This is a genomic window from Acidimangrovimonas sediminis, from assembly GCF_002871005.1.
Classification (GTDB): domain Bacteria; phylum Pseudomonadota; class Alphaproteobacteria; order Rhodobacterales; family Rhodobacteraceae; genus Acidimangrovimonas; species Acidimangrovimonas sediminis.
The window spans coordinates 181,681-206,123 of record NZ_PHSN01000005.1 but is presented as its reverse complement, the minus strand read 5'-3'; the positions used below and the strand labels follow the sequence as shown (position 1 = coordinate 206,123).

At 68.6% G+C, this 24,443-nt stretch carries 26 protein-coding genes and 1 tRNA gene; 12 read left to right on the top strand and 15 right to left on the bottom strand.

What is annotated here, in order from left to right:
* Positions 1-239: 239 nt before the first annotated feature.
* Positions 240-893 (top strand): transglutaminase-like cysteine peptidase, encoded by a 654-nt coding sequence (locus CVV76_RS05415; protein ID WP_102223614.1) that lies wholly within the window; start codon positions 240-242, stop codon positions 891-893.
* A gap of 90 nt (positions 894-983) precedes the next feature.
* On the opposite strand, the gene CVV76_RS05410 is transcribed toward CVV76_RS05415, so the two are convergent.
* Entirely contained in the window at positions 984-1,601 is a 618-nt protein-coding gene (locus CVV76_RS05410) for a hypothetical protein (RefSeq protein WP_102223613.1), read from the bottom strand.
* 41 nt (positions 1,602-1,642) lie between these two features.
* On the opposite strand from CVV76_RS05410, the gene CVV76_RS05405 reads away from it, so the two are divergent.
* Positions 1,643-2,017: a hypothetical protein gene (locus CVV76_RS05405; protein WP_102223612.1), complete on the top strand. Its 375-nt coding sequence runs from the start codon at positions 1,643-1,645 to the stop codon at positions 2,015-2,017.
* 492 nt (positions 2,018-2,509) lie between these two features.
* Here CVV76_RS05405 and rnd read toward each other — a convergent pair whose 3' ends face one another.
* The 3 genes from rnd to dksA all read right to left on the bottom strand — a co-directional run bounded on the left by rnd (position 2,510) and on the right by dksA (position 5,801).
* On the bottom strand, positions 2,510-3,667 hold the full coding sequence (rnd, locus tag CVV76_RS05400) for a ribonuclease D (protein ID WP_102223611.1): 1,158 nt from the start codon (positions 3,665-3,667) through the stop codon (positions 2,510-2,512).
* Positions 3,668-3,895: 228 nt separating this feature from the next.
* The gene (locus CVV76_RS05395; protein ID WP_102223610.1) at positions 3,896-5,089 is read right to left on the bottom strand and encodes an FAD-dependent monooxygenase; all 1,194 of its coding nucleotides are present in this window, start codon (positions 5,087-5,089) and stop codon (positions 3,896-3,898) included.
* 289 nt (positions 5,090-5,378) lie between these two features.
* Complete coding sequence (gene dksA / locus CVV76_RS05390) at positions 5,379-5,801, bottom strand: RNA polymerase-binding protein DksA (protein WP_102223785.1); 423 nt, start codon at positions 5,799-5,801, stop codon at positions 5,379-5,381.
* Positions 5,802-6,013: 212 nt separating this feature from the next.
* Between dksA and CVV76_RS05385 the strand changes: the two genes are divergently transcribed.
* On the top strand, positions 6,014-6,853 hold the full coding sequence (locus CVV76_RS05385; protein WP_102223609.1) for an AAA family ATPase: 840 nt from the start codon (positions 6,014-6,016) through the stop codon (positions 6,851-6,853).
* 185 nt (positions 6,854-7,038) lie between these two features.
* On the opposite strand, the gene CVV76_RS05380 is transcribed toward CVV76_RS05385, so the two are convergent.
* The 5 genes from CVV76_RS05380 to CVV76_RS05360 form a co-directional block, all read right to left on the bottom strand.
* Complete coding sequence (locus tag CVV76_RS05380) at positions 7,039-8,124, bottom strand: CaiB/BaiF CoA transferase family protein (RefSeq protein WP_102223608.1); 1,086 nt, start codon at positions 8,122-8,124, stop codon at positions 7,039-7,041.
* A 36-nt stretch (positions 8,125-8,160) separates the two neighbouring features.
* Positions 8,161-10,038 carry an ABC-F family ATP-binding cassette domain-containing protein gene (locus tag CVV76_RS05375; RefSeq protein ID WP_102223607.1) on the bottom strand — a complete coding sequence of 626 codons (1,878 nt, stop codon included), beginning with the start codon at positions 10,036-10,038 and terminating at the stop codon, positions 8,161-8,163.
* Positions 10,039-10,231: 193 nt separating this feature from the next.
* Positions 10,232-10,960 (bottom strand): hypothetical protein, encoded by a 729-nt coding sequence (locus CVV76_RS05370; RefSeq protein ID WP_102223606.1) that lies wholly within the window; start codon positions 10,958-10,960, stop codon positions 10,232-10,234.
* Positions 10,961-11,291: 331 nt separating this feature from the next.
* Positions 11,292-12,041, bottom strand: a complete 750-nt coding sequence (locus CVV76_RS05365; RefSeq protein WP_102223605.1) for a GNAT family N-acetyltransferase — start codon at positions 12,039-12,041, stop codon at positions 11,292-11,294.
* Positions 12,042-12,326: 285 nt separating this feature from the next.
* Positions 12,327-12,791 (bottom strand): outer membrane protein assembly factor BamE, encoded by a 465-nt coding sequence (locus tag CVV76_RS05360; protein WP_102223604.1) that lies wholly within the window; start codon positions 12,789-12,791, stop codon positions 12,327-12,329.
* 238 nt (positions 12,792-13,029) lie between these two features.
* On the opposite strand from CVV76_RS05360, the gene CVV76_RS05355 reads away from it, so the two are divergent.
* From CVV76_RS05355 to CVV76_RS05315, 9 genes are all read left to right on the top strand, one after another.
* Positions 13,030-13,596: a YceD family protein gene (locus CVV76_RS05355; protein ID WP_102223603.1), complete on the top strand. Its 567-nt coding sequence runs from the start codon at positions 13,030-13,032 to the stop codon at positions 13,594-13,596.
* 253 nt (positions 13,597-13,849) lie between these two features.
* Positions 13,850-14,056: a 50S ribosomal protein L32 gene (rpmF, locus tag CVV76_RS05350; protein ID WP_102223602.1), complete on the top strand. Its 207-nt coding sequence runs from the start codon at positions 13,850-13,852 to the stop codon at positions 14,054-14,056.
* A 126-nt stretch (positions 14,057-14,182) separates the two neighbouring features.
* On the top strand, positions 14,183-15,337 hold the full coding sequence (gene plsX / locus CVV76_RS05345) for a phosphate acyltransferase PlsX (RefSeq protein WP_102223601.1): 1,155 nt from the start codon (positions 14,183-14,185) through the stop codon (positions 15,335-15,337).
* Entirely contained in the window at positions 15,334-16,308 is a 975-nt protein-coding gene (locus CVV76_RS05340; RefSeq protein ID WP_102223600.1) for a beta-ketoacyl-ACP synthase III, read from the top strand. Before plsX ends, CVV76_RS05340 begins: the two co-directional genes overlap by 4 nt.
* 119 nt (positions 16,309-16,427) lie before the next feature.
* The gene (gene ihfA / locus CVV76_RS05335) at positions 16,428-16,730 is read left to right on the top strand and encodes an integration host factor subunit alpha (protein WP_102223599.1); all 303 of its coding nucleotides are present in this window, start codon (positions 16,428-16,430) and stop codon (positions 16,728-16,730) included.
* Positions 16,731-16,743: 13 nt separating this feature from the next.
* Positions 16,744-17,886 carry a MerR family transcriptional regulator gene (locus CVV76_RS25355; protein ID WP_233192725.1) on the top strand — a complete coding sequence of 381 codons (1,143 nt, stop codon included), beginning with the start codon at positions 16,744-16,746 and terminating at the stop codon, positions 17,884-17,886.
* A gap of 64 nt (positions 17,887-17,950) precedes the next feature.
* Positions 17,951-18,028, top strand: a tRNA-Pro gene (locus CVV76_RS05325).
* Positions 18,029-18,172: 144 nt separating this feature from the next.
* On the top strand, positions 18,173-19,252 hold the full coding sequence (locus tag CVV76_RS05320; RefSeq protein ID WP_102223598.1) for a 2'-deoxycytidine 5'-triphosphate deaminase: 1,080 nt from the start codon (positions 18,173-18,175) through the stop codon (positions 19,250-19,252).
* 70 nt (positions 19,253-19,322) lie between these two features.
* Positions 19,323-19,793: a hypothetical protein gene (locus tag CVV76_RS05315; RefSeq protein ID WP_102223597.1), complete on the top strand. Its 471-nt coding sequence runs from the start codon at positions 19,323-19,325 to the stop codon at positions 19,791-19,793.
* A gap of 4 nt (positions 19,794-19,797) precedes the next feature.
* Here CVV76_RS05315 and maiA read toward each other — a convergent pair whose 3' ends face one another.
* From maiA to CVV76_RS05285, 6 genes are all read right to left on the bottom strand, one after another.
* Entirely contained in the window at positions 19,798-20,436 is a 639-nt protein-coding gene (gene maiA / locus CVV76_RS05310; protein WP_102223596.1) for a maleylacetoacetate isomerase, read from the bottom strand.
* A gap of 175 nt (positions 20,437-20,611) precedes the next feature.
* Positions 20,612-20,842: a hypothetical protein gene (locus tag CVV76_RS05305; protein ID WP_102223595.1), complete on the bottom strand. Its 231-nt coding sequence runs from the start codon at positions 20,840-20,842 to the stop codon at positions 20,612-20,614.
* A gap of 79 nt (positions 20,843-20,921) precedes the next feature.
* A complete protein-coding gene (scpB, locus tag CVV76_RS05300; protein ID WP_102223594.1) occupies positions 20,922-21,527 on the bottom strand; it encodes an SMC-Scp complex subunit ScpB in 606 nt (201 codons plus the stop codon).
* 68 nt (positions 21,528-21,595) lie between these two features.
* On the bottom strand, positions 21,596-22,390 hold the full coding sequence (locus CVV76_RS05295) for a segregation and condensation protein A (RefSeq protein ID WP_102223593.1): 795 nt from the start codon (positions 22,388-22,390) through the stop codon (positions 21,596-21,598).
* Positions 22,383-23,396 (bottom strand): beta-N-acetylhexosaminidase, encoded by a 1,014-nt coding sequence (gene nagZ / locus CVV76_RS05290; RefSeq protein ID WP_102223592.1) that lies wholly within the window; start codon positions 23,394-23,396, stop codon positions 22,383-22,385. Before nagZ ends, CVV76_RS05295 begins: the two co-directional genes overlap by 8 nt.
* The gene (locus tag CVV76_RS05285; RefSeq protein WP_102223591.1) at positions 23,396-24,403 is read right to left on the bottom strand and encodes an SPOR domain-containing protein; all 1,008 of its coding nucleotides are present in this window, start codon (positions 24,401-24,403) and stop codon (positions 23,396-23,398) included. The genes nagZ and CVV76_RS05285 overlap by 1 nt, the downstream gene beginning before the upstream one ends.
* Positions 24,404-24,443 lie beyond the last annotated feature (40 nt).

Here is a 24,443-nt window from a genome sequence, read left to right as displayed (position 1 = left end):
ATAGCCCCGAATTGACAGGCGTTATTAGAATATTAACCGGCGTGGTATTTCCTCATTCGAGGCGCCGGGCAATATTTACCCGCCCCGTCGATTGACGGGCTAAACGATATACGGACGGTTGGCCACAATTCCGGCCTTATTCCGCCCTCAATTCGACGCGGCTACAGACAATTCTGTTGTCGTGAAAGTCTTGTCGCGGCAGCCGGCCTTTCCGGTCCCGCAATGGAGAGATTCGCAGGATGAAGGCAATACGACTCTCGTCGATTGAAATGCGGCTGTCTGTGATGGTGCGCAAGATGAGTTTTTGCCTGGCGCTCGTGCTTGCGGCCCCTGCCGCGATCCTTGCCCCCGATGCGGCCCATGCCGTGGATCCGGGTCACCTGATCCTGCGCGAACGGGCGCCCACGCCGCGCGGCTTTGCCGGGCTCTGCGGGCAGTACCCATGGCTCTGCGCCGTGACGCGTGGCCCGGCGGCGCCGGATACCCGGACCCTCGCGCTGGCGCAGCGCATCAACCTTCGGGTCAACCGCGGCGTCCCGCAGATCGACGATGCGGTGCAGTATGGCGTGGCCGACCATTGGGCGCTGCCCACCGCCCGCGGGGGGGATTGCGAAGACCTCGCCATGCTGAAGAAGAAGGAACTGGTCGCGCTTGGCGTGCCGCCCCAATCCCTGCTGCTTGCCACGGTTCTGGACCGCCAGCGCGAGAACCACGCAGTCCTCGTGCTGCGCACCCGGCAGGGCGATTACGTGCTCGACAACCTCGACAACACGCTGCTGCCTTGGGCACAGACCGGCTACACCTTCCTTGCCATGCAGGACCCTGCCACACCGGCCCATTGGGATCGGCTGCTGCAGGGCGGCATGCTGGCGATGCAGGTCGCGTCGAACTGATCCGTAACGGTTCGGGCAGACCGGCGCGTCCCACCTCGGGGTGCAGAGCGCCTGGCTGTCCGACGCGCCCGTCAGCCGGGCGCGCCGTTTTCAAAGAGGCAGAACGCTACCTGTTGCGGCCGCCGCCCTGGCCATGTCCCTGATCTTGACCTTGGCCCTGCCCCTGGTTGCCACCGTTGTTCTGGCCGCCCCCACGGTTGTCGCCAAAGCCGCCACGACTGCTCCGGTCGCCGTTCCCTGACTGGTGGCCCTGCTGACCGCCCCCGGCGTGTTGTCCACGACCGTCGCCCCGCTGGCCGCGGCCCGCATCCCGGTTGCCGTGATGGCGATCGCCATCCCAGCCGCCATCCCAGCCACCACGGTGGCCACGGTCACCGTGCTTGCCGCCATGGTCGTGATCACCGCCCTTGCCGCCGTGGTGATCCCGACCGCCGTCCCAGCCGCCATGGTCGCGGTCGCCGCCCTTGCCACCGTGGTGATCCCGGCCGCCGTCCCAGCCGCCATGGTCGCGGTCGCCGCCCTTGCCACCGTGGTGATCCCGGCCGCCGTCCCAGCCACCGTGGCTGCGGTCGCCGTGTTTCCCGCCATGGTCGCGGTCTCCGTGCCGTCCGCCGCGATCATGACCGCCGCGGCCACCGTTCCAGCCGCCGTGATCATGGTCGCCGCCCTTGCCGGCATGATGCCCGCCGTGACCACGATGGCCGCCATGCCCGCCACCAGGCGCCCCCCCGGTCCCCGGATCGCTGGGCGTGTCGGTGGTTGGCGTGTCGGTGGTCGGGTCGTCCGCGGTCGGCGGATCGCTTTGCGGCGTGTCGGCCGTGGGCGTATCCGTCGACGGGGTATCGGTCGAGGGCGTGTCGGCCGTGGGCGTCTCCGTCGACGGGGTATCGGTCGCGGGCGTGTCGGCCGTGGGCGTATCCGTCGACGGGGTATCGGTCGAGGGCGTGTCGGACGAGGGCGTATCCGCCTGCGTGCCCGAGTTGGACGCCGTCTGCTGCCCCGAAGACCGCGAGCGGTCTCTCGGCTCGCCCTTGGCATCCCCAGTGATGCCCGGCGCGATCGACGCCGGCGCCCCCGCGGTCAGAAGGTCGATGCTGACCGGACAGACCGCGGCGACCTGCTGAAGCAACTGCGGAAAATCGCTGCGGGCCCGGATCTGGGCAATCTCACCGGCGGAGACTCCGCCCAGTTTGCAAAGATTGATTTCCTTGCCCCAGACCGGGGCACTGCCAAGACCGAAAACGACAGCCACGGTGGCGCCTGCGACGCCATTCAAAAGCGTGGTAGAAAGTCTCATTATAAATCCCCCTAGAAGAACCGGGGAATAAATCCCCGTTACGCGCTTCCCGAAAAGTTTTTGTGTTCTAACCCGACCAAAATACGATCGAGCAAACGTCTCAACAAGTGAGATTCTGACTTTTCTGTGCGCAAAGAGGGTCTGAAATGTGGCCAAATTCGGAAATTGCTGTGCGCAATCACAACCCCAAATTGCAATCAATCAGGGAGCTATATCCTGGGTAGATTCGTCGTATGGGTGAGTCGCCCGCAGGGAATCGACTCCGGGAACCGCCTCTGGGCGGGCACAAGGTCGATGATCGGGCCGGGTCAGGGCGCTGCTAGAGCTTCACCACCCGCACGTGGTTGCCTTTCGCCCCCAGCGCGATCTCGCCCTGGCAGAGCCGGAGCGCATCGTCGCCGAAGACCTCGGCGCGCCAACCGCTGAGCGCCGGCAGGTCACGCTGGCCAGCGGCGATCTGGTCCAGGTCGGAGGCCGAGGCGATCAGCTTCGCCGCCACCCCCGCCGAATCCGACTTGGCCTTCAGAAGCACCCGCAGCAGGTCGGCCAGCGCCGGGTTCACCTGCAACTGGACGTCATGCTTCTCGACCCGCGGCGCCTGGTCGGCCGGCATGGCAAGGCCCGCGGCGACGGCGGCAAGGATGCCCTCGGCGATCTCGCCCTTGCGGGCCTCGCGCAGCAGCAGGCGCGAACGGCCCAGATCCTCGATCGACTGCGGCTTGGTCGAGGCCAGCTCAAGCAGCGCGTCGTCCTTGTAGACGCGCGAACGGGGCACGTTGCGGCCCTGGGCGTATTCCTCGCGGAACCGCGCCAGCTCCTTCACCAGCGCCAGGAACTTGGGGCTGTGGGTACGCGTCTTGACCCGTTTCCAGGCCTCTGCCGGATCGGTGATGTAGGTGTCGGGATCGGTGAGCACGCCCAGCTCCTCGGCCACCCACTTGTCCCGCCCGGATTTCGCGATTTCCGCCGCGAGGTGTTCGTAGATCACCCGAAGGTGCGTCACGTCGGCGATGGCATAGGTCTTCTGCGCATCGGTCAGCGGACGGCGCGACCAGTCGGTGAAACGCGAGGTCTTGTCGAGCGACTGGCGCGCAATCTTCCGCACCAGCGTCTCGTATCCCACCTGCTCGCCGAAGCCGCAGACCATCGCGGCCACCTGCGTGTCGAACAGCGGCACCGGAAAGACACCGCCCTCGACGAAGAAGATCTCAAGGTCCTGCCGGGCGGCGTGGAACACCTTCACCGTGGCCTCGTGGCGGAACAGATCGTAGATCGGCTCCATCGAGATGCCCTCGACCAGCGGATCCACCAGCACCGCTTCGCCCCCCTTCGCTTCTGGGAGCGCCATCTGCACGAGGCAGAGCTTCGACCAGTAGCTGCGTTCGCGCAGGAACTCGGTGTCGATCGTGACGTAAGGGGCGGTCTTGGCGGCATCGCAAAAGCGCGCCAGCTCTTCGGTGGTTGTGATCGTCTTCATGCCTGGTCCGGGCTAAGGGTGGCCACGGGGTCGTCCCGCGCGGTCCGCTATAGGCGCGGATCGCCCGAAAGGAAAGAGGAACTGCGGATCCGTCCCGTGCCTGCTTCCTTGCCTGCTCCCTCGGGGCCACAGGGCACCCCTGGCCCCCGCGCCCTGCCCCGGCCTCTTTCCTGCCCCGATCCCCGCCACCCGCCGCGCCGCAACCGCCACGCCGGCGGCACACGGGCGTCAGGCCGTCGCCCCGCCGCTCACGTCATGTCCGTAGAGCCAGTCGAAGCGCCTGAGCGGTGCCTCGGGCGCAAGCGCGGCACCGATCTTGAGCCCAAGATGCGCCGCCGCCCGGGTCAGCCCACCCAGGTGATAGGCCTTCGCATTGCCGTTCGCCGCGGCCACCGCGCGGGACACGCGGCCGAGGCGGGCCTCCTGGTAGGACGCAAGGCCGGCCTCAAGGCCCACCGCACTCTCCCCCGCGCGGTCAAGGCAATCGGCCAGCACCCAGGCATCCTCCAGCGCCATGTTGGCGCCCTGGGCGAGGAAGGGCAGCGTCGGGTGCGCCGCATCGCCGAGGATCGCCGCGCCGTGGCCATGCCAGCGCAGGGCCACCGGATGGCGGAACAGCCCCCAGAGATGCGGCACCTCGACCTGGTCCAGCCAGCCGCGCACCTCGGGGATGAAGTCCTGAAAGGCGATACGCGGTGCGATCGGGTCGTCGGTCTGCGACCAGCCCTCGTCGGCCCAGCGGTGACGCTCTTCCACCGCCACGATGTTGCGCAGGGTGCCGCCGCGCATGGGATAGCTGACAAGGTGCCGCCCCGGCCCCATGAAGACCTGCGCCACCGGCTCGGCGTGCGGTTCCGCCGGAATGATGGCGCGCCAAGCGACCTGATGGGTGAAGAACGGCACCACCTTGCCGTTCAGCGCCCTGTGCACCAGCGAATGAATCCCGTCGGCGCCGATCAGCAGGCCGGCCTCGATGCCGCGGCCATCGGCCAGCGTGAGCCGCGGCAGGTGATCGCCCAGCGTGACCTGCGCGATCCGGGCGCCGAGCGTCACATGCACGCCCGCCGCCCGCGCGGCGCCGGCCAGCATGTCGATCAGGTCCGCGCGGTGAATGAAGTAATAGGGCTGGTCGGGGCGAAGACGGCGCAGATCCAGCCGCAGCACCCTATCGCCATCGTTGCCGTTGCGCAGCACCACCCCCGACGAGCGGTCGCCGATCGCCGCCAGCCGTTCCTTCAGCCCCAGCGCCCGCAACACCGCGGCGCCGTTCGGGCTGATCTGCAGCCCGGCGCCCGCCTCGCGGATCGCGTCGGACTGCTCCAGCACCTCGACCTCGGCACCGCGCCGTGCCAGCGCGATCGCCGCCGACAGCCCCGCGACACCCGCGCCGGCGATGGTGACCTTGCGTCCGTTGAGAGCCATGGGTCCTCCTTTCGAGGGATCTTGCGGCGTTCGGCGGCCGGAGCGCCGCCGGCCGCGAGACCATCGCACATCCGCGCGCCCCGGGTCTTGACCCGGATCAAGGTCACACCGGAGAGGTTTCACGCGGTCTTCCGGTTGTCAGGCATCGGCGGGGGCGTTCGAACGCACCCTACGGGAGCTCCGGTCCCAACCTGCACCCCAACCTACGCCCCGGTCCCGGCGGAAACAAAAAAGGGGCGCCACCCGGCCGGGCCCGCCCCCTCTCCTCACACAGTGACCGGACGCCGGTTCAGTCGTCGCGGTGCACCTTCTCACGGCGCTCATGCTTTTCCTGCGCCTCAAGAGTCATCGTGGCGATCGGCCGGGCGTCGAGGCGCTTGAGGCTGATCGGCTCGCCGGTCACTTCACAATAGCCGTATTCACCGTTCTCGATCCGCCGCAGTGCCGCGTCGATCTTCGACACCAGCTTGCGCTGGCGGTCGCGGGTGCGCAGTTCCAGCGCGCGGTCGGTTTCCTCGCTCGCGCGGTCGGCGATGTCGGGAACGTTGCGGGCGCTGTCCTGCAGCCCTTCGATGGTTTCGGCGCTGAGGCCGATGATCTCGTTCTTCCACGCGGTAAGCTTTCGGCGGAAGTACTCGAGCTGCCGGTCGTTCATGAACGGCTCGTCTTCGGCGGGACGATAATCCTCGGGAAGAAAGGCCTCGGCCTTCATCTTGCTACCCTCCATGTCAACGGGATCGCCGGCGGCGAGATCGGTGTCAGGATCGTCGTTCATCGGCATCACGCACCCCTTCGGGCGTCCCTATATCGCCCCGGGGGAGCGATGTCACTAGGGCATGGGGCGGGTTGCGGCAAATTCCCCGCGTGTTATGGTCGCTGCGATACAGCAAGGCAATGTCCTGCCTAGAAGTCCCGGGAAGCGCTATGAAATTCACCTCGACGGAAAGCTATGTCGCGACCGAGGACCTGAGCCTTGCCGTCGATGCTGCGGTGACGCTGGAACGGCCGCTGCTGGTGAAGGGCGAGCCCGGCACCGGCAAGACGGAACTGGCCCGGCAGGTCGCCACCAGCCTCGGCCTGCCGATCATCGAATGGCACATCAAGTCGACCACCCGCGCCCAGCAGGGGCTTTACGAATATGACGCCGTCAGCCGGCTGCGCGACAGCCAGCTGGGCGACGAGCGGGTGCATGACGTGGCCAACTACATCCGCCGCGGCAAGCTCTGGCAGGCATTCGAGGCCGAGGAGCGCGTGGTCCTGCTGATCGACGAGATCGACAAGGCCGACATCGAGTTCCCGAACGACCTTTTGCAGGAACTCGACCGGATGGAGTTCCACGTCTACGAGACCGGCCAGACCGTGCAGGCGCGGCAAAGGCCGATCGTCATCATCACCTCGAACAACGAGAAGGAGCTCCCCGACGCCTTCCTGCGCCGCTGCTTCTTCCATTACATCCGCTTCCCCGATCCCGAGACGCTGAAAAAGATCGTCGAGGTGCATCATCCGGGCATCAAGGGTGCCCTGCTGACCGCCGCGCTGACCCGGTTCTACGAGATCCGCGAGACGCCGGGACTGAAGAAGAAGCCGTCCACCTCCGAGGTACTGGACTGGCTGAAACTGCTTCTGGCCGAAGACATGGATCCCGCCGACCTCAAGGCCGAGGGCCAGAACGCCCTGCCCAAGCTGCACGGCGCGCTGCTGAAGAATGAGCAGGACGTGCACCTGTTCGAGCGCCTCGCCTTCATGGCGCGCGGACAACGGTAAGCACTTTCGCGAACGATGATGCCTGGCCCCGGCGATCAGCCCAGGCCGCGCCCGGCCGCCCCACGGGCGGACCCATGGCGGGCTCATCGCGCGTTGGCGCGCTGGAGGGGCGCGACAGGATAAAGTGCAGACCAGGCATGTGCAGAAGCGCCCACGCGGGTCAGGCGCCGCCTTCGCCGCGTCGTTCACGCGCCCCAGCGGCCCAGCAAGTCCTCAAGGTCCAGCGGTTCCGCCTGCGACGCCGCCGCGACCTCTCCCGGTGTGCGCGAGAGACGCGGGGCGGGCATCGGCTGCACGATCCCGTCAATTTCGGCATGGGTGCTACGGGCCAGATTGTGGGGGTGTGAGGGAGCCTCGGCGAGGGTCAGGACGGGGGCGACACAGGCGTCCGTTCCCTCCATCTCCGCCGCCCAGTCGTCACGGGGCCGGGTCGCGAAGACCTCGGCAAAGAGGGCGTGCAGCGCGGGCCAGTTGCCGCGATCGGCGCGGTCCGGCAGCTCCGTGTCCTCCAGCCCGGTCAGCCGCAGCAGCTCGGCATAGAACTGCGGCTCAAGCGCCCCCACGGCGACAAAGCCGCCACAAGCACAGCGATAGGTGGTGTAATAGGGCGCGGCCCCGTCCAGCAGATTGGCCGCGCGCCGGTCCTGCCACTGCCCGGCCGCCGCCATCGAGCCGATCATCGCCATCAGATGCGCCGTGCCGTCGGTGATCGCCGCATCCACCACCTGCCCCCGACCCGACCGCGCCGCTTCCAACAGCGCGCACACCATGCCGAAGGCCAGGTACATCCCCCCGCCGCCGAAATCGCCCAGCAGGTTCAGGGGCGGCACCGGCCCCTCGGCCCCGCCGATCGCGTGCAGCGCGCCGGTCAGGGCGATGTAATTTATGTCGTGCCCGGCAGAGGAGGCCAGCGGCCCCGCCTGCCCCCAGCCGGTCATCCGGCCATAGACGAGCCGCGGGGTGTCGGGAAAATCGTCCGGGCCGAGGCCGAGCCGCTCCATCACCCCCGGCCGCATCCCCTCGATCAGGCCATCGGCCCCGGCGATCAACCGCCGCGCGGCCGCCCTGCCCGGGTCGGACTTGAGGTCGAGCGTCACGAAACCCCTGCCCCGGTTCAGGATGTCATAGTCCAGCCCCAGCAGGTGCCGCGCCCCAGGCCGCGCGATGCGGATCACCTCGGCCCCCATGTCGGCCAGCGTCATCGCGGCGAAGGGCGTCGGCCCCAGCCCCGCGATCTCGACGATCCGGATCCCCGTCAGCGGTCCGCCCATGGCGCCTCCTCCCAACGCGCCGGCGGAGAAAGGGCCTCAGCCCGAGGCCTTCTCCTCCAGCGTCATCCATTCCTCCTCGGCCGCCGCCAACGTCGTCTGACGCTCGGTCAGCATCTCGGTGGCCTTCCTGAACTTCACCGGCTCCCGGGTGAAAAGCTCGGGATCGGCCAGCAACTCCCCGAGCTTGGCGATTTCGGCCTCGAGCCGCTCGATCACGCCGGGAAGCGCCTCCAGCCGGTGCTTCTCGGTGAAGCTGAGACCGCCGGGCGCCTTCGTGGCGGGCTTCGGGGCCGGCTTCTGCGCCGCCTCCGACCGGCCCCCGTCTCCGGCCCGCGGCTTCGCCCCGGCCTTGGCGTCAGCCTTCGTCCCCGGCCCCGGTGCCGCATTCGGCGCCTCCTGCATGCCCCCCGCCCGCTGGGCACGGTAATCGCTCCAGCCGCCGGCATAGGCGGTGGCGCGGCCGTCCCCCTCCATCGCGATGGTCAGGCTGGCCACCCGGTCGATGAAATCCCGGTCGTGGCTGACCAGCAGCACGGTACCGTCGTAATCCCCCAGCAGGTCCTGCAAGAGATCCAGCGTCTCGACATCCAGATCGTTCGTCGGTTCGTCGAGCACCAGCAGGTTCGATTCCCGCGCCATCAGTCGCGCCAGCAGAAGCCGCGCCTTCTCGCCGCCCGAAAGCGACCGCACCGGCGCCCGCGCCTGCGCCTCATCGAAGAGGAAATCCTTGAGGTAACCCACGACGTGCCGCGGCTGGCCACGCACCATGACCTGGTCCGACCGCCCGGAAACCCGCATCGTCGGATCGCCGGTCAGGTTGTCCCAGAGACTGGCGTCGGGATCCAGCTGCGCCCTTGTCTGGTCGAACACCGCCATCTCCAGGTTGGTGCCCAGCCGGATCGTCCCGCTGTCGGGCGCCATCTCGCCAGTCAGCATCTTCAGAAGCGTGGTCTTGCCGGCGCCGTTCGGACCGACAAAGGCCACCCGGTCGCCGCGCTGCACCTTGAGCGAGAACGGGCGAAGGATCACACGTGCACCGAAGGCCTTGGTGATATCCACCGCCTCGACCACCAGCTTGCCCGACTTCGGCCCCTCCTCCAGCGCCATCGCGGCAGCACCCTGGCGCCGGATCTGGCCCGCCCGCTCCTCGCGCAGCGCCGCCAGCGCCCGCACCCGGCCCTGGTTGCGCTTGCGCCGGGCCGAGATGCCCTCCACCGCCCAGCGGGCCTCGGCCTTGATCTTGCGGTCAAGCTTGTGGCGCGCCTGATCCTCCTCGTCCCAGACCTTGTCGCGCCACTCCTCGAACCCTTCGAACCCCAACTCGCGCCGCCTCAGACCGCCCCGGTCAAGCCAGAGCGTCGAGCGGGTGAGATTGCGCAGGAAGGCGCGGTCGTGGCTGATCAGCACGAAGGCCGCCCGGGTCTCGCGCAGTTGCTCCTCCAGCCAGTCGATCGCCTCGATGTCGAGATGGTTGGTCGGCTCGTCCAGCAGCATGAGCTCCGGCGCCTCGGCCATCAGCCGCGCCAGCGCCGCGCGCCGCCGCTCCCCGCCGCTCGCCGCCTCGACAGGGGTGGCCGGGTCGAACTTCAACCCCTCGGCCGCCATCGCGACCCGGTACTCTTCCCCCGGGGCCAGCCCATGGGTGGCATAATCGCCGAGCGTCGCGAAGGCCGAGAGGTCCGGATCTTGCTCCATGTAGCCGACCGAGACGCCGGCGGGCACGACACGCGCCCCTGCGTCGGGCTCGACCAGCCCGGCCATCAGCTTCATCAAGGTCGACTTGCCCGAACCGTTGCGCCCGACCAGCGCCAGCCGGTCGCCCGCCTGGACCGTAAGGTCGATGCCATCGAAGACCGGATCCCCGCCGAAGGTGAGCTGGATCGAGGAGAGCTGAAGAAGAGGTGCGCGTGCCATGAGGGCGAGCTAACCGCGCGCCCCGCCGCCGTCAACGCCCCGGCCGCATCCGCCACGAAATATAACCGCCTCCCCGGCCCCCTGCTCCTTACCAGATGTGTTGCAGATTGCGCGTCGCTGAGGCGGCGCGCTTTCGTTTTGATTTTCCCCAGGTCTGCGCTGTCCCGTCATCGGCGAGGTGGCAGAGCCTTTCTCATTCCCCGCTTTGATCCCCGGATTTCGCGCAAGCCAGAAACTGGCTCACTGCGGCCTTCATCTCGCGCCACTGGGCCAGATGCTCCCGCGCGTAGCCAACTTCGACATCAAGCCCCGCCGCGCGGAAATACTGCTGGCACCGCGGGAATGGTCCCCAGAGCGGATCGGGACGACTGCATCCGACATATGTCTCCAGTGTTCCCTCATCGGACCTTTGCAGAAAGAGGTCCCACTTCAGCCCTTTGGTTTGATCGGCGACAACCTCTGTAAGGCCGAATTGGGCAAGACGCGTCGGGTATCTGGACAACGGCAACGACGACTGGCGCATCATCACCTCAAGGAAGACCTGCGCTGTTTGTTCCAGCGGAATCGTGTCGTGGATGAGAAAGGCAATGGTGTCTTTGCCGGCAGTTTCCGGCGCGGTGAGGGGGCGGAAGCTACCGTATTCCATCTCGAAATACAGGGCCTGGAAGTCCCCGTTGCGCCGGTCCCACGGGTTCACAATGTCGACCAGAGGAATGCGCAGCCGAACAGCGGTGCGTTCGAGCTTCATGACCATGTTGGCATGGATGAACTGCTTCGTTTCAGCGAATGTCCAGCAGGAATCGCGCGCGACCGGGGCGGTCTTTGCTGGGGACAGTTGGTCGGTGACCGCAGGGCTGGCCCATGATGAAGCGATGCCTTGCAGCAGGATCATCATCGCCAACCCAAGAACCTGGACTTTCATACTCGTCACTTTCATAGGCGGTTGCGGAAGCCTGAGGTTAGCCACTGTCGCAGATTCTTGCGAGATTGGCGTCACCTGACACCCCCCACTCCGAGTTTAAGCCACGCAAGCCTGCAAAGGAAGGATTGGCCGTTCTGCGGCGACCAGAAGCATTTTTCAACACATCTGGTAAGGGGCTTGCCCGGCCCCCTGCTCCTGTCTTCCGGCCGCGCACCCGCCCCTTCTTCTGAGCGAAAATATCCCGGGGGGATCGCCGGTGTCGCACGCGACACCGGCGATGGGGGCAGCGCCCCCGAACCTGCCTTTTTTCGACGAAAAAAGGCGCGCCGCCTCAGCCCGCGACCGCCCGGAGGAGCCGCGCCCGCGCCGGCGGGATCGCCCGGATCTCCAGCCCGGTGAAGACGTGCAGCGTGCCCATGTCGCGATCGACCACGGCATGATCCGACACCCAGCCGCCCATCACGAGGTAGGTCCGCAGGAGCGGTGGCATCTTCAGCATGGCGCGCTTCGCATCCGGCTTGCGCCGGCGCAGTACGCGCGCGAAGCGGAACACCTCGGGCGCGCGGACCCGCGGCAGCCAGCGCCGCGGCGCAAGGTGGCTTTCCTTCAGCATGGCAAAGGCGTCCAGGTATTCTTCCGCCTCGGTGCCATGGAAGGACGAGCAGCCGAACAGCATCTCCACCCCCTGCTGATCGACGTAACGCGTCATCGCCGCCCAGGCGACGCGCAGGATATCGGGGTCGTGCCACGCCGGATGCAGGCAGAACCGCCCCATCTCCACCATCTTTCCCTCGAACCGCTCGAGCGCGGACAGCTCGTAATACTGCGCCGAATAGCTCTGGCCGATCTCGCGCCCGCCGGCCAGCGGCAGGATGCGGAAACAGGCCACCAGCGTGCCGGTGCCGCGCTCCTCGATCAGCACATGGGTGCAGCGCGGATCGAAGGCGTCGGCATCGAGCCCCGCCTCACCCGCCGCGGCGGTGCCGCGAAAGGCCAGCCAGCGCAGCCGCTGCGCCGCGCCGATATCCTCGGGCGTCCCGGCGATGCGGGCCTCGAACCGGCCCTTGCGAAGTGGCAACATGGCGCGTTCCCCGTGCGAGCCCCGTCCGGCGCGGGCCCGTCCCGGCCCTCTGCCCTCCGCCACAGTCTAGCACGGCAATGATGACGTCGCGAAGACGCCACCGCGGCAGGGGCGCGGCAAGGCGGTGGCAAGTCGGGGGGCGGTGGCAAGTCGGGGGGCGGTGGCATCCAGGCAGCAGGAACCCGGCGACGCGCCCGGGCCCGGCAACAAGGCCACGCCCCGCAGTGCGGGCCGAGGCCGCGCGCCGGGCTGCGCCGCCCTGCGGGGCGGCGACCCGGGACCGGATCACTTCTGCTGGTCGAGGAACTGCTGGGCCGAGAAGTTGCCGATCGAGCCGAACAGCTGCCGCAGGAAGGTCGTGCCCTTGACGTTCTGGGTGGTCACGCGACGGCTCAGCGTCACGACATTGCCCTGCGCCAGGCCGAATCGCTCGACGTTCTCGACCCGGCCGGCCTTGTCGAAGCTGATCGCCACGACCTGGCGGTCGATTTCCTTGCGCGCGCCGGCCCCCACGGTCTTGAACCGGCTCTGGACATAGAACCATTCGGCCGGCTTCATCAGCCCGGCGGTAGAGGGGTCGCCGATCTTCTGGCGCACCGTATCGCGGGTATCCTTGCCGACCTTGATGTCCGAAAGCTGCTGGGCGTCGGGGGCATAGCCGTGGTTGGTGTAGATGGGGGTACAGGCCCCGAGCATGATGAGCGCAACGCCCACCAAGCCGCCGCGCATCCGGTCAAGCGCCACTCTCATCCCAACCTCTTGCCTTGCCGCCTCAAGCCTTTTATCCGGCTTACAGAAGGAACGGCGCGGGTTCAAGGAAGGAACGCGTGCCCTATATTGAGGCGGGAGAAACCCGCTCCGCACCGGGGAAAGCGGCCGCCGGGGGAATACCCCCATGCCGCCCGCGGCCACGTCGCAGCCGCGCAGAACGCGCGCGACGGCGGGTCGATGCGGGCCGGCGCGGCGACCGCGAAGGAAGGACACGCCAATGACAGAACCGCTTCCCGTATCGCTGCCGCTGCGCGTGGCCGATCTGCCGGCACGCAAACCCAAGCGTTTCGACCTGCGCCCCGAGGGGGCCGACCTCGAGCTTGTCGCGCGGCTGGTGGGGGCTGACGCGGTGCGCAAATTGTCGTTCACCGGAGAGCTGCGTGCCGAGGGCCGTCACGACTTCGTGCTCGAGGGGCGGCTGGGCGCGACCGTGGTGCAGCCCTGCGTCGTCACCCTCGCCCCGGTCACGACCCGGATCGAGGAAGAGGTGTTCCGGCGCTACCTCGCAGACATGCCCGCCCCCTCGGATATGGGCGACGAGGTCGAGATGCCGGAGGACGACAGCGCCGAGCCGCTGCCCGAGGTGATCGACCCCGCCGCCGTGATGATCGAGGCGCTGGCGCTGGCGATGCCCCTCTACCCCCGCGCGGACGACGCCGCGCTGGACACCGCCGACTACGGCCCGCCGGGAACGGCGCCGCTGACCGACGACGCGGTCAAGCCGTTCGCAGGGCTTGCGGCATTGCGCAAGAAACTGGAGGGTGACGGCGAGGGGAACGCATAGGCCCGCATCACGGAACCGCATCACGGGGCCGCACGACCAGGTCGCGCAGCCGCCAGAACGACAGGCGGCGCGACGGCGGCCAGGCGGCCGCAAGGACAGGGGTTAGAAAAGACTTGCACCGGATCAGAATCCCAGTATGTTCCGCGCCTCGTTTACATCGCGGGACTCGGCATGTCGCGGCAGCGGCCGCAACCCTGATTTCCGCACAAAAAGACACCGGGGCCCGCCCCCACGACAGACCCGAGGTTGACACATGGCTGTCCCGCAGAACCGCGTTACGAAATCCCGCCGCAACATGCGCCGCGCCCATGATGCACTGGTCGCAGCGAACCCGCACGAATGCGCGGAGTGCGGCGAGCTCAAGCGCCCGCACCACGTCTGCCCGTCCTGCGGCCACTACGATTCGCGCGAAGTCATCGCGTCGGTGGACGAAGCCGACCTGGACGACGACGCGGCGTAAGCCCGCCCGCTCCGACACGCGATGGATGGCCGGCCGGCCCGCGGGGCCCGTCGGCCTTTTTCGACCCTCCGGCACCGCCATCGCGCGGCGGCCCGGGTCGTACCGCATGCCCGTAGGGAGGCCGGCATGACCGGAACCGAGTCTCGGCAGGCCAGCCAGACGGCCGGACACCCGATCGTGATCTCGGTCGACGCGATGGGCGGCGACCGCGGCCCCGCCGCAGTCGTGGCCGGGATTGAGAAATTCGCGGCCCGCACCAGCGACGTCCATATCCTTCTGCATGGCGACGAGACCGAGCTGACGCGGCTGCTGCACAAGCGGCGCCACCTTGAGGGGCGGGTCACGATCTGCCCCGCCACCGGCGTCGTGACGATGGACGAAAAGCCCAGCCAGGTCGTGCGCAACGCCAAGGGCACCTCGATGTACGGCACGCTCGAAAGCGTGCGCGAGGGCCAGGCTGGTGCGGCGGTGTCCTGCGGCAATACCGGCGCGCTGATGGCGCTGTCGATGATCCGCCTGCGCAAGCTCGAGGGGGTGAACCGCCCTGCCATCGCCTGCATGTGGCCGTCGCGCAACCCGCAGGGGTTCAACCTGATGCTCGACGTCGGCGCCGACATCAAGGCCGATGCGCCAGACCTCCTGCAATACGCGCTGATGGGCGCCTCCTACGCCCGCAACGGGATGGGCCTCTCGCGCCCCCGCGTCGGCCTGCTGAACGTCGGCACCGAGGAACACAAGGGCCGCGCCGAGCTCAAGCAAGCGCAGGAGCTGATCTCGGCGGCGACCGAGGCGGGCAGCTTCGACTACGTAGGTTTCGTCGAGGGCGGCGACCTGCCCTCGGACCGGGTCGACGTCATCGTGACCGACGGCTTCACCGGCAACGTCGCGCTCAAGACCGGCGAGGGCACGGCCAAGCTGATCGCCGATTTCCTGGGCGACGCCTTCAGGGCGACCCCGCTCAGCCGGATCGCGGCCCTTCTGGCGCTGACCTCGCTCAGGCGGTTCCAGCGCCGGATCGACCCCCGGCGCGTCAATGGCGGCGTGTTCCTCGGGCTCAATGGCACGGTGGTGAAATCCCACGGCTCGGCCGACGCGACCGGGATCGCCGCGGCACTGGATCTGGCCTCGCAGCTGGCGCGGTCGAACTTCCGCGACCGGCTGGCGGCGCGGGTTGCATCCGCCGCCGGGCCGATGCAGGATGCCGCCCCTGAGGGGCAGGATGAGGGCGCCGCAGCCACCGGGTCAACCGGTATGGGCGGCAGCAAGAGTGGGACGGAATGACAACACGCGCCGTGGTCAAGGGCGTCGGGCATTACCTTCCCGCGCGCATCGTGCCGAACAGCGAATTCGAAGAGACGCTGGACACGTCCGACGAATGGATCCGCACCAGATCGGGGATCGAGCGGCGCCATTTCGCGGCGGAGGATGAGACCACCTCGGACCTCGCGGCGCATGCCGCGCGGGCGGCCCTGGCCGACGCCGGCCTTGAGGTGGAAGACCTCGACGCGATCATCGTCGCCACCTCCACCCCGGACCTGACCTTTCCCTCCGTCGCCACCATGGTGCAGGAACGCCTGGGCATGACCCACGGCTTCGCCTTCGACGTCCAGGCGGTCTGCGCGGGTTTCGTCTATGCGCTGGCCAATGCCAACGCGCTGATCGTGGCGGGGCAGGCAAAACGCGTCATGGTGATCGGGGCCGAGACCTTCAGCCGGATCATGGACTGGACCGACCGCTCCACCTGCGTACTCTTCGGTGACGGCGCGGGTGCGCTGATCCTCGAGGCCGGCGAGGGCAAGGGCGATGCCAGCGACCGCGGCATCCTCGCGACCGACCTGCATTCCGACGGCCGCTTCCGCGACATCCTCTTCGTCGATGGCGGCGTGTCGAAGACCGGCACCGCCGGTCACCTGCGCATGCACGGCAAGGAAGTGTTCCGCCACGCGGTGGAAAAGCTCGCCCAGACCGCGCATGCCGCGCTGGAAAGCCTCGGGCTCAGCGGCGACGACATCGACTGGATCGTGCCGCACCAGGCCAACATCCGCATCATCACCGCGACCGCGCGCAAGATGGGTGTACCGATGGACCGCGTGGTGCAGACCGTGGCCGACCATGGCAACACCTCGGCGGCCTCGATTCCCCTCGCCCTCTCGGTCGGCCGCGCGCGCGGTCAGATCAAGCCGGGGGAACTGATCGTGATCGAGGCGATCGGTGGCGGCCTGGCCTGGGGTTCGGTGGTTTTGCGCTGGTAATCGCGTATCAAGCACCGCTTGCAAGCCATTGACATTGACTCGGAAATTCTTCTCGCCCATCCTTTGGCCAAACGCAGGGCGCGCCACGGTGAAGGGCGCCCGTCACCCGGGGGGACAGGATGAGCGACAAGACGTTGACGCGGATGGACCTGAGCGAAGCGGTCTTTCGTGAGGTGGGACTCTCACGGAATGAATCCGCACAGCTCGTGGAAAGCGTGCTGCAGTACATGTCGGATGCGCTGGCGCAGGGCGAGACGGTCAAGATCTCGTCCTTCGGCACATTCTCGGTGCGCGACAAGGCGGCCCGCGTCGGCCGCAATCCCAAGACCGGGGAAGAGGTTCCGATCCATCCCCGCCGGGTGCTGACGTTCCGCCCGTCGCATCTGATGAAGGACCGGGTCGCCGCCGGCAACAGGGGCTGAGGCGCCGAGGCGTATGGAAAAGAAGTCGCCCGACGCCTTCCGCACGATCAGCGAGGTCGCCGAGTGGCTGGACACGCCACCCCATGTGCTGCGCTTCTGGGAAAGCCGTTTCAGCCAGATCAAGCCGGTGAAGCGCGCCGGCGGGCGGCGCTATTACCGCCCTGCCGATGTTGCGCTGCTGGGTGGCATCAAACAGCTTCTGCATGACGAGGGCATGACGATCCGCGGCGTGCAGAAGATCCTGCGCGAAAAGGGGATCCGTCACGTCGCCGAACTGGGCACCAGTCCCGCCGAGGACGGCGCGGGCGACGTGATCCTTGCGGATGCCGTGACCGCCCCTACTCCCCGACCGGTCCCCGTCGACAACGTGGTGCCCATGAAGCGCCCCCGCCCGACCCCTGAGGCGGAGCCGGAGGAAGATGCGTCGGCGGAAACCAAAGCGGTACAGCCCGACACGGGGGCCGCCCCGCCCGGTATGCCCACGACCTCCGTAACCGCCGAGGCCGGGGCCGCAGAAGTTGAGGCTGATGCGCCCGGCGTGGCCGACGAGGAGATCGCAGAGACGATCGACGAGGCGCGCGATGAGGATCTGGCCGCAGATCTGGCCCAGGATCTGACCGGCGCCCCTGCCGGCCCTTCCGTCACGCAGCACGAATTCCTGTTCGACTCGCCCTCGACCATGCCGTCCGACGCAGCCGGATCCGTTCCGGACGCCCCGGGATTGGATGGCACACTGGATGACACGCCGGCGCCGGCAGTCCGGGACGAAGCCACCGCGGACGAGTCCCGCGCCGGGTCGGACCAGCCAGAGCAGCCCCCCGCCTCTGCCCCCGAATCTCCCGTCCCCGAATCTCCCGAGCCAGAATCTCCCGAGCCGGAATCTCCCGCTGACACGGCAGAGGACATGACGGCGGACGTGCCATCAGACACGACGCCGGAGGCCGCGGCAGAAGCGACATCGGATCCCCTCGCCCCGGCGGACATGCCCCCTGAGGCGGACGAGGAAAAGGACGGCCACCCGACCCTCGCCACGCGCCTGCGGGCGATCGACCCTGCTCAGGCAGGGGCCGTGCGGGATGATCTGGCGACACTTGCCGACCGCCTGCGCGGGCTCCGGTCCAAGATGGCCGGCCACGCCCGGCGCAGCCAGAAATAAGCGGTCGGAAAGGTGCGGATTGGCCCTTGCTCCCGCCGTCAAATCCGTTATGTGTCCTCCCCGTCGGGCCGTGGCGCAGCCTGGTTAGCGCGTCCGTCTGGGGGGCGGAAGGTCGCGAGTTCGAATCTCGCCGGCCCGACCAACAAGGAACCGCCCGCACCCTTCGGGGTGCGGGCGTTCTTGTATCCGCCGCAGGCCCCGCGTCCACAGCAGGCCACCCCGACGTCGCCGGCATCCACGCCGGCCGAAACCACCACCCGGACCCAGCGATGACCGGAGGACCGAGATGACGACCGGCGTGCTGCCCGTGCAGGACCTCAAGGCCCTGATCGCCGATGGCGCGATCTCGGCCGACACCCCCTTCACCGAGGGGCAGGTGCAGCCTGCCAGCCTCGATCTGCGGCTCGGCACCCGCGCCTACCGCGTGCGCGCTTCCTTCCTCGCTGGCGAGGGGCGGAGCGTGGCGGACCGGATCGCCGAATTCGGCATGCACGAGATCGACCTGCGTCCCGGTGCCGTGCTGGAAAAGGGCTGCGTCTACCTCGTTCCGCTGATGGAGCGGTTGGCACTGCCCGAAGGGATCCAGGCCGTCGCCAATGCGAAAAGCTCCACCGGGCGCCTCGACCTCCTGACCCGCACCATCACCGACGGCGGGACCGAGTTCGACCGTATCGCGCCGGGCTACGATGGCCCGCTCTGGGCAGAGATCTGCCCGCGCTCCTTTTCCGTCCTCGTCCGCCCCGGCATGCGGCTGAACCAGATCCGGTTCCGCCGCGGCCAGGCGGTGCTCGACGACACCGAACTTGCCGCCCTGCACGCCGACGTGGGCCTTGTCTCCGGCCGCGCGGTGATCTCCGACGGGCTGGGCTTCTCCGTCGACCTGCAACCGGCCGAGGGCGACCTCGTGGGGTACCGCGCCAAGCCCCATACCGGGGTGATCGACCTCGACCGGATCGGCCAGTACGACGCCGCCGACTTCTGGGAAGAGGTACGCACGCGGGAGGGGCGGATCATCCTCGACCCCGGCGCCTTCTACATTCTCGTCAGCCGCGAGGCGGTGACGATCCCGCCAGACCACGCCGCCGAGATGGCCCCCTACCTCGCCATGGTGGGAGAGTTCCGGGTGCATTACGCGGGCTTCTTCGACCCGGGATTCGGCTGGGCCGAGGCCGGCGGCGCGGGTTCGCGCGGAGTGCTCGAAGTGCGCTGCCACGAGGCCCCCTTCGTGCTGGAGCACGGCCAGGTCGTCGGGCGGCTGGTCTATGAGCGGATGGCCGCCCGCCCGGCCACGCTTTACGGTGCGGGAATCGCTTCGAACTACCAGGGCCAGGGGCTGAAGCTTTCAAAACATTTCCGCGCGCGGTAGACCTCGGGGCCAGCGCCCGCGCGCCCGGCGGTGCACTCAGCCACCCGCCGGCCCGAACCCGGAGAGACCCATGCGCCAGACCCGCCTGTCCGCCCCCGCTGCCATCCTGTTCTGTGCCGCCCTCGCCGTCGGCCTGGCCCTGCCCGCCGCGGCCCGGGCCGGGCGGGTGCTGACCCTGGGCATCTACCTCTGGACCCACGGCGAGGACGGCGCGCCGACGCAATCGCAATACCTGTCGATCGCCGAGGGCAAGACCGAGGTCGAGACCGACGGAAAGGCCGGCTACAAGACCGCGACCCACGCCACGACGGAGGCCGAGAGCAAGCTGGTCGACGCCGCGATCCTCGACCGGATGAAGGCGCTGACCCTCGACCAGGCGCCCAAGCTGGCGATGCCCTACGTCACCGTGGAATGGCACTTCTCGCAGGATACCGGCTATGCCGAGGGGATCGCCGCCTACAAGATGGCCGACCTGCCCAAGACGATCGAGGCGGTGCAGAGGCAGATCTTCGGCGCCACCTTCGACGCGAAGGCGAAGTAACGCCTCAGCCGCCCGGATAGTCGGGCTGGGCCTCGGGCGCGGCGCGGCGGAAGGCGTCGAGACCGCGGCAGGCGGCATCGACCGCCAGGAGCCGCGGATAGGCACCGAGGTCGCAGCCGAACCGGCGCGCATTGTCCATCTGCGGCACCAGGCAGGCCTCGGCAAGGCCCGGCCGGTCGCCGAAGCAATATGTGCTGTCCCTGCCGTGCCGGGCCAGCTGCGCCTCGAGGCTTGCGAAGGTCACCGCGACCCAATGCCTGTACCAGCCCAGGATCTCCGCCTCGCCGACCCCCAGCGGATCGCGCAGATAGCGGCGCACGCGGTTGTTGTTGACGGGGTGAAGGTCGGCCGTGATGTGCTGCGCGAAGGCCCGCACCTCCGCCCTGAGGAACGGATCGGCGGGCAACACGCTCGGCACCGGCCAGAGATCCTCGAGCAGTTCCACGATCGCCGATGACTGGGCGACCACCCGGCCCCCGATCTCGAGCGCGGGCATGAGGCCCTGGGGATTCAGCGCGTGGTAGGCCGGGTCCGCCGCATCGAGGACCGGGACATAGGCGTAGTCGATCCCCTTGAGATGCAGGACGATCCGCACCCGCTGTCGGGCGGAATTCTGAAAGCGAGTGAAAAGACGCGGTGTCACGGGCGCGGCCCTGCCTGTCGAACGGGCCCCGCGACCAGGCCGGGGCCCCGCACCCTTGCACGCTCTGCACACACCGCAAAGGACCGATTGCCGAACGCCCCGCCCACGCAGGCCAAATTCCTTCGAAGGAATTTGCAAGAAAATTCGAATTTTCTTGGGTCCCCGGCCCCGCCGGTCAGAACCGTCCAATCCGCCGCGCAACCCGCATCGCCTGGCGGGCGCGCTTGGTGGTCTCGGCGGTCTGCCGCGCCTTCGCGCGTTCCTCCGGGGTCATGTCGCGGTTGGCCTTCTTCGGTCCGGCAGGTCCGGAACCCCGGCGTGAAGCCATGTCGATGCCCTTGTTGACGCCGGTGTTGATCAGCCGCCGCATCACCATCTTCATGACCATGTTGAGGATCCGGTCCATCGCGGGTCTCCCATGTCCTTGCCGGGGTACCCTCGCACGCGCGGATGGCGAAACCAAGGCGCGCGGGCGGCGGGGCCGGTCAATCCTCGAAGAGCTCGCTCTGACCGCCGCCCTCGTCTTCTTCCTCCTCCTCGACCTGCGGTCCGCCCATGCCCACGGGCAGCGGCCGGTTGTCGAGAAGGCCCGCAGCGCGCAGCTCCTTCAGGCCCGGCAGGTCGCGGGCGCTTTCCAGACCGAAGTGATCGAGGAAGCTTTCCGTCACCACGAAGGTCACCGGGCGCCCCGGGGTCATCCTGCGGCGGCCGAAGCGGATCCATTCCAGCTCGATCAGCTGGTCCACCGTCCCGCGGCTGACGGCCACGCCGCGGATCTCCTCGATCTCGGCGCGGGTGCAGGGCTGGTGATAGGCGATGATCGCCAGCGTCTCGATCGCGGCACGGCTGAGCTTGCGCGTCTCGACCGTTTCCTTGTGCATCAGGTGGCCGAGGTCGGGCGCCGTGCGAAAGGCCCAGGCATCGCCCACCCGTACCAGCCGCACGCCCCGCGTCTCGTAGCGGGTGCGCAGGCTGACCAGCGCCTCGGCCGGGTCGGCGCCCAGAGGCAGCCGCGCCTCCAGCTCGCGCAGGGTCACCGCCTCGGCCGAGGCGAACAGGATCGCCTCGACCATGCGTTCCTGCTCGGCCATCGGTGGGGCGTCGAAGAGGGGTTCCTCCCGTTCCGCGCCCCGGCCGGTTGCGTTGTCTGAGGCGTCACTCACTCGGTCTTCTTCCGTATCTCGATGGGGGCGAAGGTCTCGCCCTGTCTTACCTCGATCTGGCCCCGCTTGGCGAGTTCGAGGATCGCCGCGAAATGCGCGGCCGTGGCGGAGCGGCGGCGCCCGGGGTCCAACTGCCAGCCGTCGGGCAGATAGCTGACGAGGTCGGTCCACTCGCCCGCATAGCCGATCAACCCGCGCATCCGGTCAAGCGCCTGCTCCATGGTGAAGACGTGGTCGCGGTCCATCACGAAGGGGCGGAATTCATCGCGGGTACGGATCCGCGCATAGCCCTGCATCAGGTCCAGCAGCGAAGCCGTGTATTTCACCACCCGGATGCGCTGCACGTCTTCGGTCACGCCACGGCCGAAGAAGTCGCGCCCCTTCTGGTCGCGCGCCATGAGCTGTGCCGCAGCCTCGCGCATCGCCTGAAGACGTTCCAGCTGAAAGGCCAGGTGGGCCGCCAGATCCTCGGCGCTCGGGCCCTCGTCCTCGGGGTCAGGTGGCAGCAGAAGGCGCGATTTCAGGAAGGCGAGCCAGGCCGCCATCACCAGGTAATCCGCCGCAAGTTCGATCCGCAAGGCCTTGGCCTTGTTGACGAAAGACAGATACTGCTCGGCCAGTTGCAGGACGGAGATCTTGCGCAGGTCCACCTTCTGGGTGCGCGACAGGGTCAACAGAAGGTCCAGCGGCCCCTCGAAGCCGTCGACATCGACGATCAGCGCCTCGGCGGCAAGCCGGGCGGCGACGCTGTCCTCTTCCGTGTCAGTCTGGTCCCAGCGGTCGTCAGACATTCCCCGGCCCTGTCATCAGGCCTTCAAGTTCGGCCTCGAGGGCGCGGATGTCAATCGGATCGGGGATCTGGCGCGCGGCCAGCGCCGCCTCGGCCCGTACGGCCCCCTGGGGCGAGAGCCGGCCCGAGACCTCGGCCACCGCCTCCATCTCGGCCAGCACGCCGTTGCAATGCAGCGCGATATCGCAGCCCGCCTCGACCGCGAACCGGGCACGGTCGGCGATGGTTCCGGACAGCGCCTCCATCGACAGGTCGTCGGTCAGCAGCAGGCCGCCGAAGCCGATCACCTCGCGCATCACCCGGATCATCTCGGGTGACTGGGTGGCGGGGCGGGTCTGATCCCATGCCGGAAAGATGACATGGGCGCTCATCGCCATCGGCAGGGTGTTCAGGGCGCGGAAGGTGGCGAAATCGGTCGCCTCCAACACCTCGGGCGCCGCCGTGACCTCGGGCAGGTCATGGTGGGTGTCGGCATTGGCGCGGCCGTGGCCGGGAAGATGCTTCATCACCGGCAGCACCCCGCCCGACAGCAGCGCCTGCGCCACCGCGCCGGCGATCTCGACCACCGTCTCGACCGTGTCGCCGTAGCAGCGGTAGTCGAGGAACGGATGGGTGTCGGGCCCGCGCAGATCGGCCACCGGGGCGCAGTCGCAGTCGATGCCGACAGCGCGCATCTCATGCGCCATCAGGCGGTAGCGCAGCCACATGGCCCGCGCCGCCCGCTCCGGCCCCACCGCGTCGATCTGGGCGCGCGGATCGGGCCAGGCGCGCCAGTGCGGCGGGCGCAAGCGGGCGACGCGGCCGCCCTCCTGGTCGATCATCACCACCGCGTCGCGCCCCACCGCCTCGCGCAGGTCCGACGTCAGCCGGCGCAGCTGCGCGGGATCCTCGATGTTGCGCTTGAACAGGATGAAACCCCAGGGGTCGGCCGCGCGAAAGAAGGCGCGCTCCGCCTCTGTCAGGGCCGCGCCTTCGCAGCCCAGCACCGTGGCACCATGGGCCGCCATCAGCGCAGCGTCACCGGAATGCAGCCGGCGTTCTGGGCCGTCAGAGCGGCGCAGAAGGCCCGCGCGTCGCTGTCGCTTTCGAACCCGGCCGCGCGCAAGCGATAGAAGGTGCGCCCGCCGCTCTGGGCCTGCTGGATCACCTCGCCATGGCCGTCGATCAGCGCGCCGAACTGCTCGGCGATGCGGGTCCAGGCGGCCTTGGCGGTGTCGGTGTCGGGATAGGCGCCAAGCTGCACAAGGCGGGTGCCCGGCTTCAGCGTGGCGGGGTCGATCATCTTGGTCACCGGCGCCTCGGTCGCGACCTTGTCGATCGCGACATGCAGCTGCGCGGGGCGCAGCGCCGGACGCGGCGACATACGAACCGCCTGCGCGGTGCCCCCGGTGACCGGTGCCGAGGTGTCGGCCGCGCCCGGCCCTTCGCCGGTGACCTGCTCGGTCGCGGCGCGGGCGGCCATCAGCGCGGCCTCGACCGGGTCGGTGGGCTTTGCGGGGGCCGCGTCCTGCTGATCGGCGGCACCGGCCGCGTCAGACCCGTCCGCCCCATCGGAAGCAGTCGCGTCGGCCGACTGGCTGGCACTTTGGTCGGCAACCTGGCCGGCGGTCTGCCCCGCACCCTGCCCCGCCACCTGGGCGGCAACACCGTCGGTCTTGGTGTCCACCGGCGCGGTGTCGTTCGTTGACAGGGTGATCGGCTTCGGCGCCAGCACAACACGGTTCGGCGCGGGCGGCAGCGGCTGGTCGGCGGCGACGGCGTTGACGGCAAGGCCCTCGTTCCGGGCGATCTGGCCGCCCGGATCCTCGGGCGCGATCCGCATCGGCCCCTTCAGCGCCTGGATCACCGGCACGCCGGCGGCGTCGCGCCGGACCAGCTTGTAGCCCCATATGCCGACGCCGATAATCAGCGCCAGAGACGTGACCGCACCGGCGATGTTGATGTAACCCTGCAGCGCCCCCGGCTGGATGCCGGGACGCGATGCGTCCTGGTGATCGTATTCGATGCCCGCCATGCTCTGCTCTGCCTCGGGGCCCCGGAGGACCCATTGCCTG

What these genes read in the sequence shown, in the direction of transcription:
- CVV76_RS05415 (WP_102223614.1), top strand. Translation starts at nt 240, where the DNA reads ATGAAGGCAATACGACTCTCGTCGATTGAAATGCGGCTGTCTGTGATG.
- CVV76_RS05410 (WP_102223613.1), bottom strand. Translation starts at nt 1,601, where the DNA reads ATGGCGGCCATCGTGGTCACGGCGGGCATCATGCCGGCAAGGGCGGCG.
- rnd (WP_102223611.1), bottom strand. Translation starts at nt 3,667, where the DNA reads ATGAAGACGATCACAACCACCGAAGAGCTGGCGCGCTTTTGCGATGCC.
- CVV76_RS05395 (WP_102223610.1), bottom strand. Translation starts at nt 5,089, where the DNA reads ATGGCTCTCAACGGACGCAAGGTCACCATCGCCGGCGCGGGTGTCGCG.
- dksA (WP_102223785.1), bottom strand. Translation starts at nt 5,801, where the DNA reads ATGAAGGCCGAGGCCTTTCTTCCCGAGGATTATCGTCCCGCCGAAGAC.
- CVV76_RS05385 (WP_102223609.1), top strand. Translation starts at nt 6,014, where the DNA reads ATGAAATTCACCTCGACGGAAAGCTATGTCGCGACCGAGGACCTGAGC.
- CVV76_RS05380 (WP_102223608.1), bottom strand. Translation starts at nt 8,124, where the DNA reads ATGGGCGGACCGCTGACGGGGATCCGGATCGTCGAGATCGCGGGGCTG.
- CVV76_RS05375 (WP_102223607.1), bottom strand. Translation starts at nt 10,038, where the DNA reads ATGGCACGCGCACCTCTTCTTCAGCTCTCCTCGATCCAGCTCACCTTC.
- CVV76_RS05370 (WP_102223606.1), bottom strand. Translation starts at nt 10,960, where the DNA reads ATGAAAGTCCAGGTTCTTGGGTTGGCGATGATGATCCTGCTGCAAGGC.
- CVV76_RS05365 (WP_102223605.1), bottom strand. Translation starts at nt 12,041, where the DNA reads ATGTTGCCACTTCGCAAGGGCCGGTTCGAGGCCCGCATCGCCGGGACG.
- CVV76_RS05360 (WP_102223604.1), bottom strand. Translation starts at nt 12,791, where the DNA reads ATGAGAGTGGCGCTTGACCGGATGCGCGGCGGCTTGGTGGGCGTTGCG.
- CVV76_RS05355 (WP_102223603.1), top strand. Translation starts at nt 13,030, where the DNA reads ATGACAGAACCGCTTCCCGTATCGCTGCCGCTGCGCGTGGCCGATCTG.
- rpmF (WP_102223602.1), top strand. Translation starts at nt 13,850, where the DNA reads ATGGCTGTCCCGCAGAACCGCGTTACGAAATCCCGCCGCAACATGCGC.
- plsX (WP_102223601.1), top strand. Translation starts at nt 14,183, where the DNA reads ATGACCGGAACCGAGTCTCGGCAGGCCAGCCAGACGGCCGGACACCCG.
- CVV76_RS05340 (WP_102223600.1), top strand. Translation starts at nt 15,334, where the DNA reads ATGACAACACGCGCCGTGGTCAAGGGCGTCGGGCATTACCTTCCCGCG.
- ihfA (WP_102223599.1), top strand. Translation starts at nt 16,428, where the DNA reads ATGAGCGACAAGACGTTGACGCGGATGGACCTGAGCGAAGCGGTCTTT.
- CVV76_RS25355 (WP_233192725.1), top strand. Translation starts at nt 16,744, where the DNA reads ATGGAAAAGAAGTCGCCCGACGCCTTCCGCACGATCAGCGAGGTCGCC.
- CVV76_RS05320 (WP_102223598.1), top strand. Translation starts at nt 18,173, where the DNA reads ATGACGACCGGCGTGCTGCCCGTGCAGGACCTCAAGGCCCTGATCGCC.
- CVV76_RS05315 (WP_102223597.1), top strand. Translation starts at nt 19,323, where the DNA reads ATGCGCCAGACCCGCCTGTCCGCCCCCGCTGCCATCCTGTTCTGTGCC.
- CVV76_RS05305 (WP_102223595.1), bottom strand. Translation starts at nt 20,842, where the DNA reads ATGGACCGGATCCTCAACATGGTCATGAAGATGGTGATGCGGCGGCTG.
- scpB (WP_102223594.1), bottom strand. Translation starts at nt 21,527, where the DNA reads ATGGCCGAGCAGGAACGCATGGTCGAGGCGATCCTGTTCGCCTCGGCC.
- CVV76_RS05295 (WP_102223593.1), bottom strand. Translation starts at nt 22,390, where the DNA reads ATGTCTGACGACCGCTGGGACCAGACTGACACGGAAGAGGACAGCGTC.
- nagZ (WP_102223592.1), bottom strand. Translation starts at nt 23,396, where the DNA reads ATGGCGGCCCATGGTGCCACGGTGCTGGGCTGCGAAGGCGCGGCCCTG.
- CVV76_RS05285 (WP_102223591.1), bottom strand. Translation starts at nt 24,403, where the DNA reads ATGGCGGGCATCGAATACGATCACCAGGACGCATCGCGTCCCGGCATC.